Annotated in this window: 17 protein-coding genes; 7 read left to right on the top strand and 10 right to left on the bottom strand. The window is 64.2% G+C overall.

Annotated elements, in window-relative coordinates; all coding sequences use genetic code 11:
• From UB31_RS16970 to UB31_RS16930, 9 genes are all read right to left on the bottom strand, one after another.
• A complete protein-coding gene (locus tag UB31_RS16970) occupies positions 1–807 on the bottom strand; it encodes an amino acid ABC transporter ATP-binding protein (RefSeq protein WP_082078535.1) in 807 nt (268 codons plus the stop codon).
• Positions 804–1,535 (bottom strand): amino acid ABC transporter permease, encoded by a 732-nt coding sequence (locus UB31_RS16965; RefSeq protein ID WP_045011849.1) that lies wholly within the window; start codon positions 1,533–1,535, stop codon positions 804–806. Before UB31_RS16965 ends, UB31_RS16970 begins: the two co-directional genes overlap by 4 nt.
• A gap of 19 nt (positions 1,536–1,554) precedes the next feature.
• The gene (locus UB31_RS16960; RefSeq protein ID WP_045011663.1) at positions 1,555–2,391 is read right to left on the bottom strand and encodes an ABC transporter substrate-binding protein; all 837 of its coding nucleotides are present in this window, start codon (positions 2,389–2,391) and stop codon (positions 1,555–1,557) included.
• Positions 2,392–2,511: 120 nt separating this feature from the next.
• The gene (locus tag UB31_RS16955) at positions 2,512–2,814 is read right to left on the bottom strand and encodes a DUF4286 family protein (RefSeq protein WP_045011662.1); all 303 of its coding nucleotides are present in this window, start codon (positions 2,812–2,814) and stop codon (positions 2,512–2,514) included.
• Positions 2,815–2,825: 11 nt separating this feature from the next.
• A complete protein-coding gene (locus UB31_RS16950; protein ID WP_245305999.1) occupies positions 2,826–3,767 on the bottom strand; it encodes a dihydrodipicolinate synthase family protein in 942 nt (313 codons plus the stop codon).
• An 8-nt stretch (positions 3,768–3,775) separates the two neighbouring features.
• Positions 3,776–4,207 (bottom strand): MaoC/PaaZ C-terminal domain-containing protein, encoded by a 432-nt coding sequence (locus UB31_RS16945; protein WP_045007134.1) that lies wholly within the window; start codon positions 4,205–4,207, stop codon positions 3,776–3,778.
• 3 nt (positions 4,208–4,210) lie between these two features.
• The gene (locus tag UB31_RS16940; RefSeq protein ID WP_045011660.1) at positions 4,211–4,618 is read right to left on the bottom strand and encodes a MaoC/PaaZ C-terminal domain-containing protein; all 408 of its coding nucleotides are present in this window, start codon (positions 4,616–4,618) and stop codon (positions 4,211–4,213) included.
• Positions 4,619–4,628: 10 nt separating this feature from the next.
• Positions 4,629–5,792, bottom strand: a complete 1,164-nt coding sequence (locus UB31_RS16935) for an acyl-CoA dehydrogenase family protein (RefSeq protein ID WP_045011659.1) — start codon at positions 5,790–5,792, stop codon at positions 4,629–4,631.
• Entirely contained in the window at positions 5,789–6,979 is a 1,191-nt protein-coding gene (locus UB31_RS16930; RefSeq protein ID WP_045011658.1) for a CaiB/BaiF CoA transferase family protein, read from the bottom strand. The genes UB31_RS16935 and UB31_RS16930 overlap by 4 nt, the downstream gene beginning before the upstream one ends.
• Positions 6,980–7,173: 194 nt before the next feature.
• Here UB31_RS16930 and UB31_RS16925 point away from each other — a divergent pair, with 194 nt between their 5' ends.
• Entirely contained in the window at positions 7,174–8,076 is a 903-nt protein-coding gene (locus UB31_RS16925; RefSeq protein ID WP_045011657.1) for a LysR family transcriptional regulator, read from the top strand.
• Positions 8,077–8,081: 5 nt separating this feature from the next.
• On the opposite strand, the gene dapA is transcribed toward UB31_RS16925, so the two are convergent.
• Positions 8,082–8,999: a 4-hydroxy-tetrahydrodipicolinate synthase gene (dapA, locus tag UB31_RS16920; protein ID WP_045011848.1), complete on the bottom strand. Its 918-nt coding sequence runs from the start codon at positions 8,997–8,999 to the stop codon at positions 8,082–8,084.
• Positions 9,000–9,183: 184 nt separating this feature from the next.
• Between dapA and UB31_RS16915 the strand changes: the two genes are divergently transcribed.
• From UB31_RS16915 to UB31_RS16890, 6 genes are all read left to right on the top strand, one after another.
• Entirely contained in the window at positions 9,184–10,278 is a 1,095-nt protein-coding gene (locus UB31_RS16915) for a LacI family DNA-binding transcriptional regulator (protein WP_045011656.1), read from the top strand.
• A 3-nt stretch (positions 10,279–10,281) separates the two neighbouring features.
• Entirely contained in the window at positions 10,282–10,650 is a 369-nt protein-coding gene (locus UB31_RS16910; protein WP_045011655.1) for a tautomerase family protein, read from the top strand.
• A 15-nt stretch (positions 10,651–10,665) separates the two neighbouring features.
• Positions 10,666–11,808, top strand: a complete 1,143-nt coding sequence (locus UB31_RS16905; RefSeq protein ID WP_045011654.1) for an acyl-CoA dehydrogenase family protein — start codon at positions 10,666–10,668, stop codon at positions 11,806–11,808.
• A 16-nt stretch (positions 11,809–11,824) separates the two neighbouring features.
• Positions 11,825–13,408 (top strand): acyl CoA:acetate/3-ketoacid CoA transferase, encoded by a 1,584-nt coding sequence (locus tag UB31_RS16900; RefSeq protein WP_045011653.1) that lies wholly within the window; start codon positions 11,825–11,827, stop codon positions 13,406–13,408.
• A gap of 9 nt (positions 13,409–13,417) precedes the next feature.
• Positions 13,418–13,906 (top strand): MaoC family dehydratase, encoded by a 489-nt coding sequence (locus UB31_RS16895; protein WP_045011652.1) that lies wholly within the window; start codon positions 13,418–13,420, stop codon positions 13,904–13,906.
• A gap of 65 nt (positions 13,907–13,971) precedes the next feature.
• Positions 13,972–14,808: an ABC transporter substrate-binding protein gene (locus UB31_RS16890; protein ID WP_045011651.1), complete on the top strand. Its 837-nt coding sequence runs from the start codon at positions 13,972–13,974 to the stop codon at positions 14,806–14,808.
• Positions 14,809–14,857 lie beyond the last annotated feature (49 nt).

Raw genomic sequence — 14,857 nt, 5'->3', positions numbered from 1 at the left:
CTAGTGAATGATCTGGTCGAGGAACGTCCTCGCCCGCTCGGACTTCGGATGCTTGAAGAACTCTTCCGGCGCGGCCTGCTCGACGACCTTGCCCTCGTTCATGAACACGATCCGGTCGGCGACCTCGCGGGCAAACCCCATCTCGTGGGTCACGCACAGCATGGTCATGCCCTCTTCCGCGAGCTTCTTCATGGTCTCCAGAACTTCCTTGACCATCTCGGGGTCGAGCGCCGAGGTCGGCTCGTCGAACAGCATGATCTTCGGCCGCATGCACAGCGCGCGAGCAATCGCAACGCGCTGCTGCTGGCCGCCCGACAACTGCCCGGGATATTTGTCAGCCTGCTCCGGAATCCGGACCTTGGTCAGGAAATGCATGGCGAGATCCTTGGCCTCCGCCTGCGTCATGCCGCTCACGGTCATCGGCGCCAGGATGCAGTTCTCCAGCACCGTCATGTGCGGAAACAGGTTAAAACTCTGGAACACCATGCCGGTGTCGCGCCTGATCGCATCGATGTTCTTGCGCTGGCGATCGAGCTCGACGCCGTTGACATAGATCAGGCCCTCGTCGTGCTTCTCGATGTGGTTGATGCAGCGGATAAGCGTCGACTTGCCGGAGCCGGAGGGACCGCAGACCACGATCTTCTCGCCCTTGGCGACCTTGAGATCGATCTCGTTGAGCGCAGTGAAGTCGCCGTAATGCTTGTAGACGGCCTCCATGCGAACCGCCGGCACATCGCCCAGCTGCGGCTGTGCCATCGCACCTTCGACACCGCTATCCATGGCCGTCTTCATCGACATCTCGCTCATGCGCGGGCCTCCACGCTCGCCTGGGCAACCGACGGCGTCGTCACAGCGCGCCTGGTCTTAGGCGCATTCGATCGACCGAAATGCTTCTCGAGCCGACGCTGAACCGCATCCCAGACCGAGGTGAGGATCAGGTAATAGGCGGTTGCGGCCGCATAGACTTCGAGGATCTGGAAGTGCTCCTGCATCAGCATATCGCTGCGACGCATGAGCTCCTCGACCGAGATGACGGAGGCGAGCGAAGTTGCCTTCAACAACGAATTGATGGAGTTGCCCAGCGGCGGGATCATCAGCCGGAACGCCTGCGGCAGGGTCACGCGGCGGAACGTCACCCAGGGCGACAGGCTCAGCGCCCAGGCAGCCTCGCGCTGCCCAGCCGAGACGGCCATGAAACCGCTGCGTACGATCTCGGCGAGATAGGCCGCCTCGTTCAGGATCAGGCCGACCAGCGCACAGGTGATCACGCTGAACTTGATCCCCAGCTGCGGCAAGCCGCTGTAGATCACGACCAGCTGGATCAACAGCGGCGTGCCGCGGAAGAACCAGACATAGAACCGCGACGCGCCTGACAACACCGGATTGGACGACATGCGCATCAACGCGATGCCCATGCCGAGGATCAATCCACCGATCACGGCCGCCACCGTCAAGCCGATGGTGACGAGCACACCCTTCATCAGGAAATAGTTGAAGAAGTAGTTGACGGCGGCCGTCGGACTGAAATGGCTCATCGGCTCGTCTCCGTAGGTATCAGGCCGGACCTGGGCCGGCGATCGCAAGCGGCTGATCGGCCGGCATGCTGGTCAGGCCGAACTTGTCGAACAGCGCCTGATAGCTGCCGTCGGCACGCATGGCGTTCAGTGCCTTGACGACAGCATCAGCGACCGTCTTGTTGCGAAAACCGAGCGTGGTACGCGCCGTGCCGAGACCGCTCAGCACTTCCTTGACGCGGCCGCGGCCGACGAGATCACGCGCCACGCTGTCGACGAGCAGCGCGTTGTCCACTTGTCCCGCGAGCAGCGCGCTCACGACGTTGGTCGCCGTCGGGAACGTCCGCATCTCGATTGCGGGACCGCCCTTCGCCACGTTCGCGTCGCTGAGCTTCTTGAGCCAATTCATCTGGTAGGTGCTGACCTCGACCGCGGATGTTTTTCCGATCAGGTCAGATTCGGTAGCAATTTTTGTGCCGCTGTCGGGCGCAACCACGACCGAAATGGCCTGAATGGCATAAGGCACCATGTACATCAGCTTCGAACGTTCCTCGGTCCAGAACATGCCGGTATCGATGCCATCGATGCGGCCCGCATTCATGGCCGGGATCATCGCCGGAAAATCCATCCGGATGAGCTCGACCGGGAGACACAGCCGCTTGCCGAGCTCGGTGGCGAGCTCCACGTTGAGGCCCTGCAACTGACCGTCCTTGTCGACGAATTGCTGCGGCGGATTGGTAGGATTGATGGAGAGCTGCAATTTTCCGGGCGCAATCAGATTGCCGTCCGTGATCGCCGGCGTGCATGCGGCATGCGCCGCAGTGGATGCGAGAACGAGTGCGGCAGCGGCACTCAAGCGAAGCAGTGTCGAGAGCATGTGATACCTCCAGTAAGACGCCAATGACCGATGCAGTTCCTCGCCCGGCTTCCCCCCTATGTTCTTGGATGCGGCCGGCCAGATCTCGCGACCCGGCAAGCAGCATCGTCGTCAATTCCCTCAAGCCGTGCCCGACAACGGCTTGAGCTGGATCCGCATGAAGTTCTTCACGAGCGCTTCGAATGGACCAAAGCCCTTCACCTTCAGGAACTCCGGCGTCTCGAACGCCCACCGTCCCGCGACCTCGTACATGGCCGCATATTTCGGGCCGTCGCCGACGGAGACGAAGCGTTTTGCCGACAGCCAGCCGGGACAGGCGAGCAGATCGGGAAAATGCCTGTGCTCGTACCAGGCGTTGAACGCGGCCTCGTGCTCGGGATCGATATCGACCCGCACGATGTGAATAAAGGCTTCGTCCGACATGAGCTCGCTCCTCACCTCAGGCGAATGTCGCCGGCCGCGCGCGCCGCACCGACGGTCGTCGCAATCGCGTCGCACAGCGCAGGCAGGACCGGCAGCAGCGGCGGTCGTGGATCGGCATTGCCGATCAGGCCGAGCGCCTTCAGCCCGACCTTCATGCGCGTGTGCATGTCCATGATCGGCACGGGGCCATAGATAGCCCGGACGATCGGATAAAGCCGTTCGTTGACGACGCGCATCGCCTTGAGATCGTCGGCGAGCGCAGCCTGCCAGAGCGCGATGAACAGATCCGGCGCGAGGCTGACCAGACCGGACAGAATGCCGTCGCCGCCGACGGCTAGTTGCGGCAGGAACCAGTTGAAATTCGACGGCAGGATCGCGACGGACGGATCGGCCTGCTTCACCGCCCGACGGTTCTCGTCATAGGCGAAGATGGTGTCGCTGCCTTCCTTGATGGCGATGACGCCGTCGAGGCCTGCGATCTTCGCCAGCGTCTCCGGTGTGTAGCCAAATCCGGACGTCAGCGGATACTGGAAGATCGACACCGGAATCCCGATGGCAGAACTGACGGCCTGCACGAAGGCGACCGGCGCGCGCGACGTCGCCGATACACCGCCACCGAGCGGCGCCGGCGGGAACAACACCGCACAGTCTGCGCCCGCGGCTTCGGCGAGCTGCGCCTGGTGGATCACTTCCGCCGTGGAATGCGCGATGATGCCGGCCAACAGCGGCTTGCCGCCGATGTGCCTGCGTGTCCGCTCGATCACCGCCTGGCGCTCGTCATCCGAGAGCGACCCGCCCTCGCCGGCATGTCCGTTGACGAATACGGCTGCGATCCCGTCCGGACAGGCGCAATAGTCGAGCACGCGGGCATAGCCATCCCAGTCGATCGAACTGTCGTCCTTGAAGGGCAGCACAGTTGCGACCGTGACGCCGCGTAGATCCGGTTTCTTCATCAATTTGCTCATGACGGTTTGCGTCGCGGAAATTTCAGGCTGGCGCGCGCCTTCAGCACTTCGAGACCGTTCTCGTTGCGGGCGCTCGCCTCCCAGATGATCGTGCGGGTCTCGTCGTGCTGCTCCGCTATCCAGACCTCGAAGGTGAGCGTGTCGCCATAGAACACGGGACCGGTGAACCAGAAGCGATCCTCCACCGACACGCCGATCGTGCCAACCAGCTCGCTGGTGAGAACGCTGGTGCAGAGGCCCGCGACCATGATCCCCGGCGCCAGCCTTCGGCCAAAACGCGTCGCGCCCGCATAGACCTCGTCGACATGGACGGGGCCGAAATCACCGGTGGCGGCGATGTAGAGTGCACCATCCGCTTCGGTGATGGTCTTGCTGAGGCTGACCCTGTCGTTCACCTTCAGCTCGTCGAAGGACTTTGGCTCGTACATGGCTCAGCCCAGCGCAAAGGGAACGAGCGTGGCGGTGCCATCCACCACGGTTGTACCGGACGGCGACAGCGTGCAGGCGATGCGGCAGACCGCTTCGTCGCCAGCAACAGAGACGATCTCGGCCCTGGCCTCCACGGAGTCGCCGACGATCACCGGCGCGGCGAAGTTCAACGCGATGCTGCCGATCCGCCGCGTCGGTCCGCCGAGCTGGCTGAGACAGGTTGTGGCGAGACCGCCGACGGCGAGCTCGAAGGCGACCATGTTGGACGCTCCCGCCTTTTTGGCGCGGACGGCATCGACGTAGAGACCGCCGAGATTGCCACTGATGCCGGTGAACATCGCCTGCTCGGCAACCGTCATGGTCTTGCGGAACGCGAAGGCAGCGCCGGGCTTGAGAGGTGCGTGAGACATCGATCGTTCCCTAGAGCTGCAAGCCGTTCTTGATGGTGCTGCGCGCGACCAGCATGCGGTGGATTTCGGAGGTGCCGTCATAGATGCGGGTGACGCGGGCATCGCGATACATGCGTTCCAGCGGCAGGTCCTTGCTGAAACCCATGCCGCCGAACACCTGGATGGCGCGGTCGACCACGCGGCCCTGCATCTCGGAGGCCGCGACCTTGATCATCGAGACCTTGTCACGCGCGTCCCGCCCCTGATCGATGTCCCAGGCGGCGTTCATCACCATCATCTTGACGCCAAAGATTTCGGTGGCTGAATCGGCGATCAGCTTCTGCACCATCTGAAAGTCACCGATCGCCTGGCCAAACTGGCGCCGCTCGCCGGCATGCTTGCGCATCATCTCGAGCGCGCGCTGCGCCATGCCGACGGCACGCGCGCCGATATGGGCAAGGCGGATCTGGAGCACGCTCTGCATGATCAGCTTGAAGCCGCCGCCGACCTCGCCGAGCACGGCCGCTTTCGGGATGCGGCAGTCCTCGAAAGTCAGTTCGGCATGGCCGTAGCCGCGATGACCCATCATCGGCTGGGTGCGCGCGACCTTGAAGCCCGGCGTGCCGCGGTCGACCAGGAACAACGTGATGCCGCCGCGCGCACGCTTGTCCTTGTCGGTCAATGCCATCAGGATCACGTAGTCGGCGATGTCGCCATCGCTGATGAAATGCTTGGTTCCGTTGAGGACCCATTCGTTGCCATCGAGATGAGCCGTCGTGCTGATCGATGCGGCGTCGGACCCGGCGCCCGGCTCGGTGATCGCCATCGCGCAGATCTTGTCGCCCTTCACCGTCGGCAGCAGATAATTTTCGACCTGATCGCCCTTGCAGGCCATCAGCATCGGATAGACCTGGCCGAACACGCGGCGGATCAGAGCATCGGAGGTCTTGCCGAATTCTTCTTCGACGAGACAATGCTCGACGCAGGACAGCCCGCCACCGCCAATGTCGGCCGGCATGTTCATCGCGTAGAGGCCGAGCTCCTTCGCCTTGCCCTTGGTGACGGCAAGCGCGTCCGCGGGCACGGTGGCCGTCCGCTCCACCTCGTCCTCGAGCGGCTGCACTTCCGTCTCGACGAAGCGGCGGACGGTATCGACCAGGAGGCGCGTCTCCTCAGGCAGCGAAAAATCGATCATCGCACCACTCCCACAGCCTTGGCCAAGACCATGGCCTCAATGTCGGCAGCGCCGTAACCGATTTCACCGAGCACCTCGCGGGTCTGCGCTCCGAGCCGCTGCGGCACCAGCCTCACCTCCGGCGTCTGGCCGTCATAGCGCGCGGGATGCGCGACCATGCGGATTGGCACCCCCCCTGCGCTCTCGGCGGTCTTGAACACGCCGAGATGCCTAAGCTGGGGATCGGTCTCCAGGTCTCGATAGTCCTGCACCGGCGCGTGCCAGATCTTCGCGGCTTCGAGTGCGGGCAGCCATTCCGCCGTCGATTTCTGTTTCAGGCGCGCGACAACGATGCCTGTGATCTCCTCGCGCTTCGAAAAACTGTCGGCCTCGCCGAACTGCTTCAGTTCGTCGCTGCCGAGCGCTGCGGCCAACGCCACCGGCGATGCCATGGAGATCGCGAGATGGCCGTCAGCGGTCGCGTGAATGCCGTAGGGCCCGGGGCTGAACCACGCCGCAATGCCGGCCGGACCGCGTGACGTCGGCGATGGCGCACCATTCAGCCAGGCGGTGAGCGGTTCGACCTGAAGATCGAGCGCGGCCTGATAGAGGTTGACCTCGACGAGCTGCCCTTTGCCGGTCCTCGTCCTGGCGAACAGCGCTGCAAGAATGCTCATGGCGTAGAGCGAGGCCGCGTGCTGGTCGACGATGACCGCGCCGACCGCCGTCGGCTCGCCGTCGGCCCGGCCCGTCCGCATCGCAAGACCGGACATCGCCTGGAGCAGGAGATCCTGGCCCGGACGATCCTTGTAGGGCCCGTCCGATCCGAATCCGGTCGCCACCGCATAGATCAAACCAGGGTTGATCGCCCTAAGCGTCTCGTAGCCGAGGCCGAGCTTAGCCATGGTGCCCGGCCGGAAATTCTCCATCACGACATCGGAGGTCGCCACCAGCTTCTTTACGGCAGCGATACCGTCGGGATGCTTGAGGTCGACGGCGAGGCTGCGCTTGTTGCGCCCGGTCGCCAGATGATTGACGCTGTCGCCGGCGACGAAATGATTGGCGACCGCCCAGTTGCGCTGAAACGCACCTTCGATCGGCTCGACCGCGATGACGTCGGCGCCTAGATCGGCGAGCGTCTGCGCCGCAAGCGGACCCGCGAGATAGTGATTGAAGCTGAGGATTTTGACGCCGTCGAGCAGGTTCATCCGTTCACACACCATGCCTGGCGTGCGACTTGTGCGTTCGATAACGCTTCGGTCGCAACGCAATGTCTTCGCGCGAAGCGTAAGCTGACGCTTCGATCATCGACAACATCGCCATCAATTATTTTCCGAGCGAGGTTGATAACCAAAATCTATGATGCACACTGTGATCGCCCACCCATGACCGGACCATCCTCATGACTCTTCGACAGCTTGAAATCCTGCGCGCCGTGATGCGCACGCGATCCACGGTCGCGGCGGCGAAGGATCTCGGCATGTCGCAGCCGGCGGTCAGCAACGCCATCAAGCACGCGGAAACCGGGCTCGGCTTCCTGCTGTTCGACCGCATCAACAAGCGCATGATCCCGACGCAGGAGGCGCAGATCCTGCTCGCGGAAGCCGAGCCGTTGTTCCTGATGCAGGATCTGATCAGCCAGACGGCCGCACATCTGCGGGCGGGCCGCAAGGGACGCATGCGGATCGTTGCGACCTCCGAATTGTCGGAGTCGCTGCTGCCGCAAGTGGTGGCGCGGTTCAGCCGCGATCATGGCGGCGTCGAGATTTCGCTGGAGACGCAGCGGCTCGACGACCTCCTGGAATATGTCGAGACGGGGATCGTCGACGTCGGCTTCGCCATGGAGCCGCACCCGCGCCCGACGCTGGACTATCTGCCGCTGGCGCAGCTCGACATGGTCTGCGCCTGCCCTGTCGACAGTCCGCTGGCGCAATTGAGCTTCGTCAGCCCCACCGATCTGCGCGACACGCCGCTGATCAACGCCCGCACCTCGAGCCGGATCAGCAGCCTGATCCAGGAGGCCTTTCGCCGCAGCGCCGTCAACTTCGTGCCCGCCATCGACGTGCGTTTCATGAACGTTGCCGGGCACTTCGTCGAGGAAGGACTCGGCGTTACCATCATGGACGAGCTGACGGCGTCCTCGAAGCGCTACAACCGCCTCAGAAGTGTGCCGTTCAAGCCGAAGACCGAGGTCACGGTATCGGCCATCGTGCCGGCCGGCCGCATGCAGCAGCGGCTGACGCAATCCCTGATCAGACACGCGCGCGAAGAGATCGCGGCGCGGATTGCGGCGGCGCGGCAGTGATCCGTTCATGCGGTCGCCCTGGATGAGGCCGCCGCAGCCGGCCAAGCCAGGCCGAAGCGCCTGACCAGCGCGAGCGCAGCAGCATCCTGTGCAGCCGGCAGCGGCAACCGCGGCGGGCGCGGATTGCCGACGGCAAGGCCCATATGACCGAGCAGCGCCTTGCTGCCGGCGACATAGGCCTGACCGCCGACGAACTCGATCACCGGCAGATATTTGAGATAGAGCTCGCGCGCCTGCTTGATTGCGCCCTCGTCGGCGACGAGGCTGAAGATGCGCGCCATCTCGGACGGAACCACGTTGGAGGCCACGGCCACCCAACCCTGCGCGCCTTCGACGAAGGACTCGAAGCCCAGAATGCCACCGAACACCGTCATCCGGTCGCCGCAGAGACGGATGATGTCGCGCACGCGCGTCACCTCCAGCGTCGACTCCTTGATATAGAGGCAGTTGTCGATCTCGGCGAGCCGTGCCACGAGTGGCGGCTTGAGATCGACATTGGCAGTTGCCGGATTGTTGTAGACCATGATCGGCAGCGAGATCGCGTCCGCCACCGTCTTGTAATGATGGACGAGCTCGTCGTCGGTCGGGGTCGAATAGAACGGTGGAATGATCATCACGCCGTCAGCGCCCAGTTTTTCGGCACGGCGGCTGAGACGCACCACCTCGCGCGTATCTTCCGCGCCGGTGCCAATCAGCACGGGCACGCGCCCGGCGGCTTGCGTGATGACGACTTCGGCAACGAGCGCCTTCTCGTCGTCATCGAGCGACAGGAATTCGCCGGTCGAGCCGAGCGGGATCAGTCCGTGAATTCCTTCCGCGATCTGCCAGTCGACGAACGCACGCAGCGCAGCAACATCGACGTCGCCAGACGGCGTGAACGGGGTGATCATGACGGTGTAGGTGCCGCGAAACATCTTCATCAGGGAGCTGCTGGGTGATCGGTTGAATTCAGGGAATGGCGATGCTCTGCGGAATATCCGCAATATTCCTGCAATCGATTGCGTAACTGGCTCTGCATTGAGCACCATCATCCATTTTTTGGGCTTGATCCATGTAGAATTGGCCCATAACGTCTCTGCAATCGTTTGCAGTCTATCGGCAGGTTTGATGAGCGTCACGCTCAAAGATGTGGCACACGCGGCCCGCGTTTCGGTCAGCACCGCTTCCCGCGCGCTGACGGGGACGGGCCTGACCAGCGAGCGCACGCAACAGCGCCTGACGCGCATCGCGCGCGAGCTCGGTTATCGACCGAACCCGATCGCGCGCGGATTGAAGACCGGGCAGTCGCGGCTCGTGGCGCTGCTGGTGCACAATCTCACCAACGCCTCGTTCCAGGTGATGGCCGAAGAGGTGCAGGCCCGCCTGAAGGCGCTGGGCTATCAGATGCTGCTGTGCATTGGCGGCGACGATCAGCAGCAGGAGAGCGACACCCTCACCACTCTGGTCGATCACCGCATCGACGGGCTGATCTTGGTGCCCACCGGCAAGAACGGTGCGCAGCTCAAGGCATTGGCGAAGGACGTCCCGATCGTCTGCCTGGTGCGTCGCGATGACGCAACCGACCTCGAGACCGTGCTCGCCGACGATCCGCAAGGCGCCTATCTCGGCACGCGTCACCTCATCGAGCTCGGCCACAAGCGCATCGGATTGATCGTCGGTCGCCAGGACACCACATCCGGTCGCGAGCGGCTGTCCGGCTATGTCCGCGCCCTGCGCGAAGCCGGCATCGCCCTCGATGACACATTGATTCATGCCGGTCATTTCGTCCCCGAGACCGGTGCGACCGGCTGCCGCAAGCTGCTCGACCTCCCTCGCCCGCCCAGCGCCATCTTCGTCGCCAATCATGAGGCAACGCTCGGCGTGCTGCGCGTCACCGCCGAGCGGAACATCGTGATCCCCGACAATCTCTCGCTGCTGTGCTACGAGGACATGCCGTGGTTCGAATGGCACCGCCCCGCCATCAGCATCGTCGACAACGGTGCCCGCGATCTTGCCAATCTCGCCGTCGACCGGCTGCTTCAACGCATGGACGCCAAGGGGAATGGCAAGGGCAATGGCAATGACGGCGTTCGCGAATATCGCGTCGGCGCGCGCCTCGTGCAGCGCGATTCCTGTCGCCGGATCGACGCCGCGATCTCGGCCAGATCCGGCAAGCCCAAATCGACCCCGTCCAAATTGTCTACGAAGTCCGCGAAGGTCTGATCGATGCCCTATGTCGAAGTGCTCGCCCCGCAAGTTCCGCCGCAGCGCAAGGCCGCGCTGGCGAGGTCTGTGACCGACGGCCTGATGTCGGCGTTCGGCGTCACTGCGGATACGGTCACGCTCTATTTCCTCCCGATCTCGCCCGACGACTACGCCCATGCCGGCGAATTTGGCCCTCAGGACGCCCGCATGCGCATCCTGCTCAAGGTCCACGCATTCCGACGCAGCGAGGCCGAGCGCCGCGCTGCGGCCATCGCGCTAACGCGCGGCGTATGCAGCGCCTACGGAGTGCCGGGCGACGATGTCGCCGTCTATTTCCTCGATCGCGACATGAGCGAAGTTGCCCACGATTCCAAGCTTGCCAGCGACTGACGGAAGACACGAGCCATGGACCGCTTTTACAGCCAAGACCAGAAGGCCCTGCGCGAGACCGCCCGTCGCTTCGCGCAGACTGAAATTCTGCCGCGCGCAGCCACCATTGATCGCGAGGACCGTTTTGATCGCGCGCTTTACAAGGGCATGGCCGATCTCGGCCTGTTCGGCATTTGCCTGCGCGAAGGCGCGGGCGGCGCCGGCCTCGATGCGGTCGCGGCCTGCATCGCGATGGAGGAATTGGCGCGCTGCTCCGGCGCCGTCGCCAATGCTTTTGCGATTCCGGTCGAGGCGGTGCTGTTCTTCGACCATCACGGCACCGACGCGCACAAGGCGCTGATCCCCAAGATTCTCAGTGGCGACATCGTTCCCGCCACCGCGGTCTCCGAGCCAGACCACGGCTCCGATGTTGCGGGCATCCGCACCCATGCGGTGCGCGAAGGCACTGGCTGGCGGCTCAACGGCACCAAGGCCTGGGTGACGCTCGGCGGCGTCGCCGACCGCATCATGGTGTTCGCGCGCACCGGCGCGGATGCGGGCCACCGCGCGATCTCCTGTCTCCTCGTCGACGGCGCCCTGCCCGGCATCGCCCGCGGCAAGACCGAAGAGCTTCTCGGCATGCACGGCCTCGAAGACTGCCAGATCACCTTCTCCGACGTGCAGCTGCCGGCCGACAGCCTGATGGGGCCAGAGAACCAGGCCTTCAAGATGGCCATGAGCAATTTCAACTTCAGCCGGCTGATGATGGCCTCGATGGCGCTCGGCATGGCGCAGGCGGCATTCGAGGATGCCACCGCCTATGCAAAGGACCGCAAGCAGTTCGGCCAGGCCATCATTGGCTTCCAGGCGGTGCAGTTCATGCTGGCGGACATGTCGACCGACATCGCCGCCGCGCGCCTTCTCATCCATCACGCCGCACGGCTGCATGACGCCGGCGAGCCGATCGCCAAGGAGGCGGCGCAGGCAAAACTGTTCACGACCGACATGGCAATGAAGCACGTCTCCAATGCGCTCCAGATCCACGGCGGCAACGGCTACTCGCGCGAGTACCGCATCGAGCGGCTGTTCCGCGACGTGCGGCTCGCCCAGATCTACGAGGGCACCAACCAGATCCAGCGGCTGATCATCGCCCGCCAGGTCGAGAAGGAGGCCGCATGATGGGACGCGTGCACTCATGCTGAGCATCATCACCGCGGCACAGGCCGCTGGTCTCATCCGCGATGCCGACACGCTGATCGTCGGCGGCAATGGCGGCACGGGCGCAGCCGAAGCCATCCTCGACGCGCTGGAGCAGCGCTTCCTCGGCGGCCAGGGCCCGCACGGGCTGACGCTGATCAACATCACCGGCGTCGGCGCCGTGACCGAGAAGGGCCTGTGTCACCTCGCCCATGAAGGCCTGATCGCGCGCGTGATCGGCGGCAATTTCGGCCTCCAGGTGCCGTTCATGCGCCTCGTCCGTGACGAGTTGATCGACGCCTATAATTTTCCGCAAGGCGTGATGAGCCAGCTCTGCCGCGCCATGGCGGCGAAACATCCGGGCGTCCTCACCCATGTCGGCCTCAACACCTACATGGACCCGCGCCAGGACGGTGGCCGCATGAACGCGCGCACCACGGCGCCGCTGGTCGACCTGCTCGAGCTGCACGGCCAGTCGTGGCTGCTCTACCGCGTGCCCACCCCGCCTGATGTCGCCATCATCCGCGGCACATCGGCGGACGAAGACGGCTATATCAGCATGGAGCACGAGGGCACGACGCGCGAGGATCTCTCGATCGCGCAGGCCGTGCACAATGCAGGCGGCATCGTGATCTGCCAGGTCAAGCGCATCGTGAAGCGCGGCTCGGTCCATCCGCAGATGGTCAAGATCCCCGGCTTCCTGATCGATCACGTCGTGCTCGAACCCGACCAGATGCAGACCTACGGGACCGTCTATGATCCGGCGCGCTGCGGCGAGACGCGCGTGCCCGTGGCGATGATCGCGCCGGATCCGCTCACCGAGCGGCGGGTGATCGCGCGCCGCGCCGCCTTCGAGCTGCGCCCGCGCGACGTCGTCAATCTCGGCGTCGGCATCTCCGCAATGATCCCTAATGTCGCGGCTGAGGAAGGCATCTCCGACCTGATCACCTTGACAGTTGAATCCGGCGTGGTCGGCGGCGTGCCCGGCCATGCGCGCGAATTCGGCACCGCCATCAATCCGCGCGTCATTCTCGACCAGGCCTACCAGTTCGACTTCTACGACGGCGGCGGGCTGTCCTGTGCGTTCCTCTCCTTCGCGGAAGTGGACGAGGCCGGCAACGTCAACGTCACCCGCTTCGGCGACCGCCGCGACGGCTCCGGCGGCTTCATCGACATCACGCAGAACGCGCGGCGGCTGATCTTCAGCGGCACCATGACCGGCGGCAAATTCGACATCGGAGTCGAGAACGGCCGTCTCGCAATCCGGCGCGATGGCGCCTTCCGAAAATTCGTCGCCCAGGTCGGCCAGATCAGTTTTAGCGCGTTGCTTGCCGCACAACGCGGCCAGCATGTGAGCTACGTCACCGAGCGCGCCGTGTTCGAGCTGGAGAACAGCAGCGTGACGCTGACCGAGATCGCGCCGGGCGTTCGCCTGGAGGAGGACATCCTCGCGCATATGGGTTTCCGGCCGCGCATCAGCCCGCAACTCAGGGATATGGACCCGCGCATCTTCCGCTCCGGGCCGATGGGGATCGCGCAGAGTTTCATGGCGATGCCGGCCCGGCCGCGCAAGGTTGCCTGAGGAACACGTATGGACGCCGCTGCATCGATCAATCTCCGTTATGAGGACATCGCGCTCGGCGCGGAGTTCGAGACCGCCGCACACATTGTGACGGAGGCCGACATCGCAGCTTTCGCCGACGTCACGCGCGATCACCACCCGCTTCATATCGATTCAGACTATGCGCGCTCGCGTGGCTTCCCCGCGGTGATCGGCCACGGCCTGTTCGGCCTGTCACTGATGGAAGGGCTGAAGTCGGAGCTGAAGCTGTATGAGGAGACCTCGGTCGCCTCACTCGGCTGGGACGAGGTGCGGTTCAAGGGACCCATCGTCGCCGGCGACCGCTTGCGCGTGCGCTTCTGCTTTGTCGAGAAGCGGCCGAGCAGGAATCCCGAACGCGGCATCGTCATCGAGACGCTCGACCTCCTCAACCAGCGCGACGAGGTGGTGACCGCGGCCCGCCACACCTCGCTGATCCTGACCCGGCAGGCCGATCGCGGCGTGTCGGCCACGAAATAACAACCAAGAAGACGTCGGACCGGAGACGGCTCAACTGCCACCCACGATTTGACAGGAGTATTTTGATGCGATTTCTCCAGACCTTCTCTGCCCTCACTCTGCTGATCGGCTTGTCCCAGGCGGCCGGTGCCCAGACCTGCACACCGAAGGTGCCGGCGTCGAGCCTGATCGAGGCACCGAAATGGCAGATGTCGATCAACCCGACGCTGCCGCCGCAGCAATTCGTCGACGACAAGGGCGAGTTGCAGGGCCTCAATGTCGAGCTCGCCCGGGAGATTGCCAAGCGCATCTGCGTCGAGGCGGTCTTCTTGCGCATGGACTTCCCGCCGATGATCCCGGCGCTCCGCTCCGGCCGCTTCGACGCCATCAACACCGGGCTGTTCTGGACCGAGGAGCGCTCGAAAATGCTCTACCTCGTGCCTTACGCGCAGCAGGCAATCAGCATCTACACCGATCCCGCCTCCAGCCTGAAGCTCGAGAAGTTCGAGGATCTCGCTGGCCGCGTGGTCGGCGTCGAATCGGCGACCTACACCGAGCGCAAGGCGCGCGAGTTCAACACCGAGATGGTTGCCAAGGGTCTCAAGCCGATCGAGCTGCGCACCTTCACCACCGTCACCGCGACCTCGGCAGCGCTCCGCGCCGGCCAGCTCGAGGCGGCACTCAACATCAACGAGACCGCCAACGCGCTCGAGCAGAAGGGCATCGCAAAGATCTGGGTCCGCGACATCGCCGGCACCGATATCACCTTCGCCTTCCGCGACAAGCTGCTCGCGCAAGCCTTCGCCGACGCGCTCACGGCAGCGCGCGCCGACGGCACCTACGACAAACTGTTCGACAAGTTCGGCATGACGAAGCTGAAGGCGACGACTTTTGCCATTCGTGGCGAGGGGCCGACGAACTAGCGAGCCGAGGCTCTAGAGTCGTTCCGCAGTGGCAGTGTGTAGGGTGGGT

This window comes from Bradyrhizobium sp. LTSP849, assembly GCF_000938255.1.
In the GTDB taxonomy this organism is placed as follows: domain Bacteria; phylum Pseudomonadota; class Alphaproteobacteria; order Rhizobiales; family Xanthobacteraceae; genus Bradyrhizobium.
This window is presented reverse-complemented; position numbering and strand designations above follow the sequence as displayed.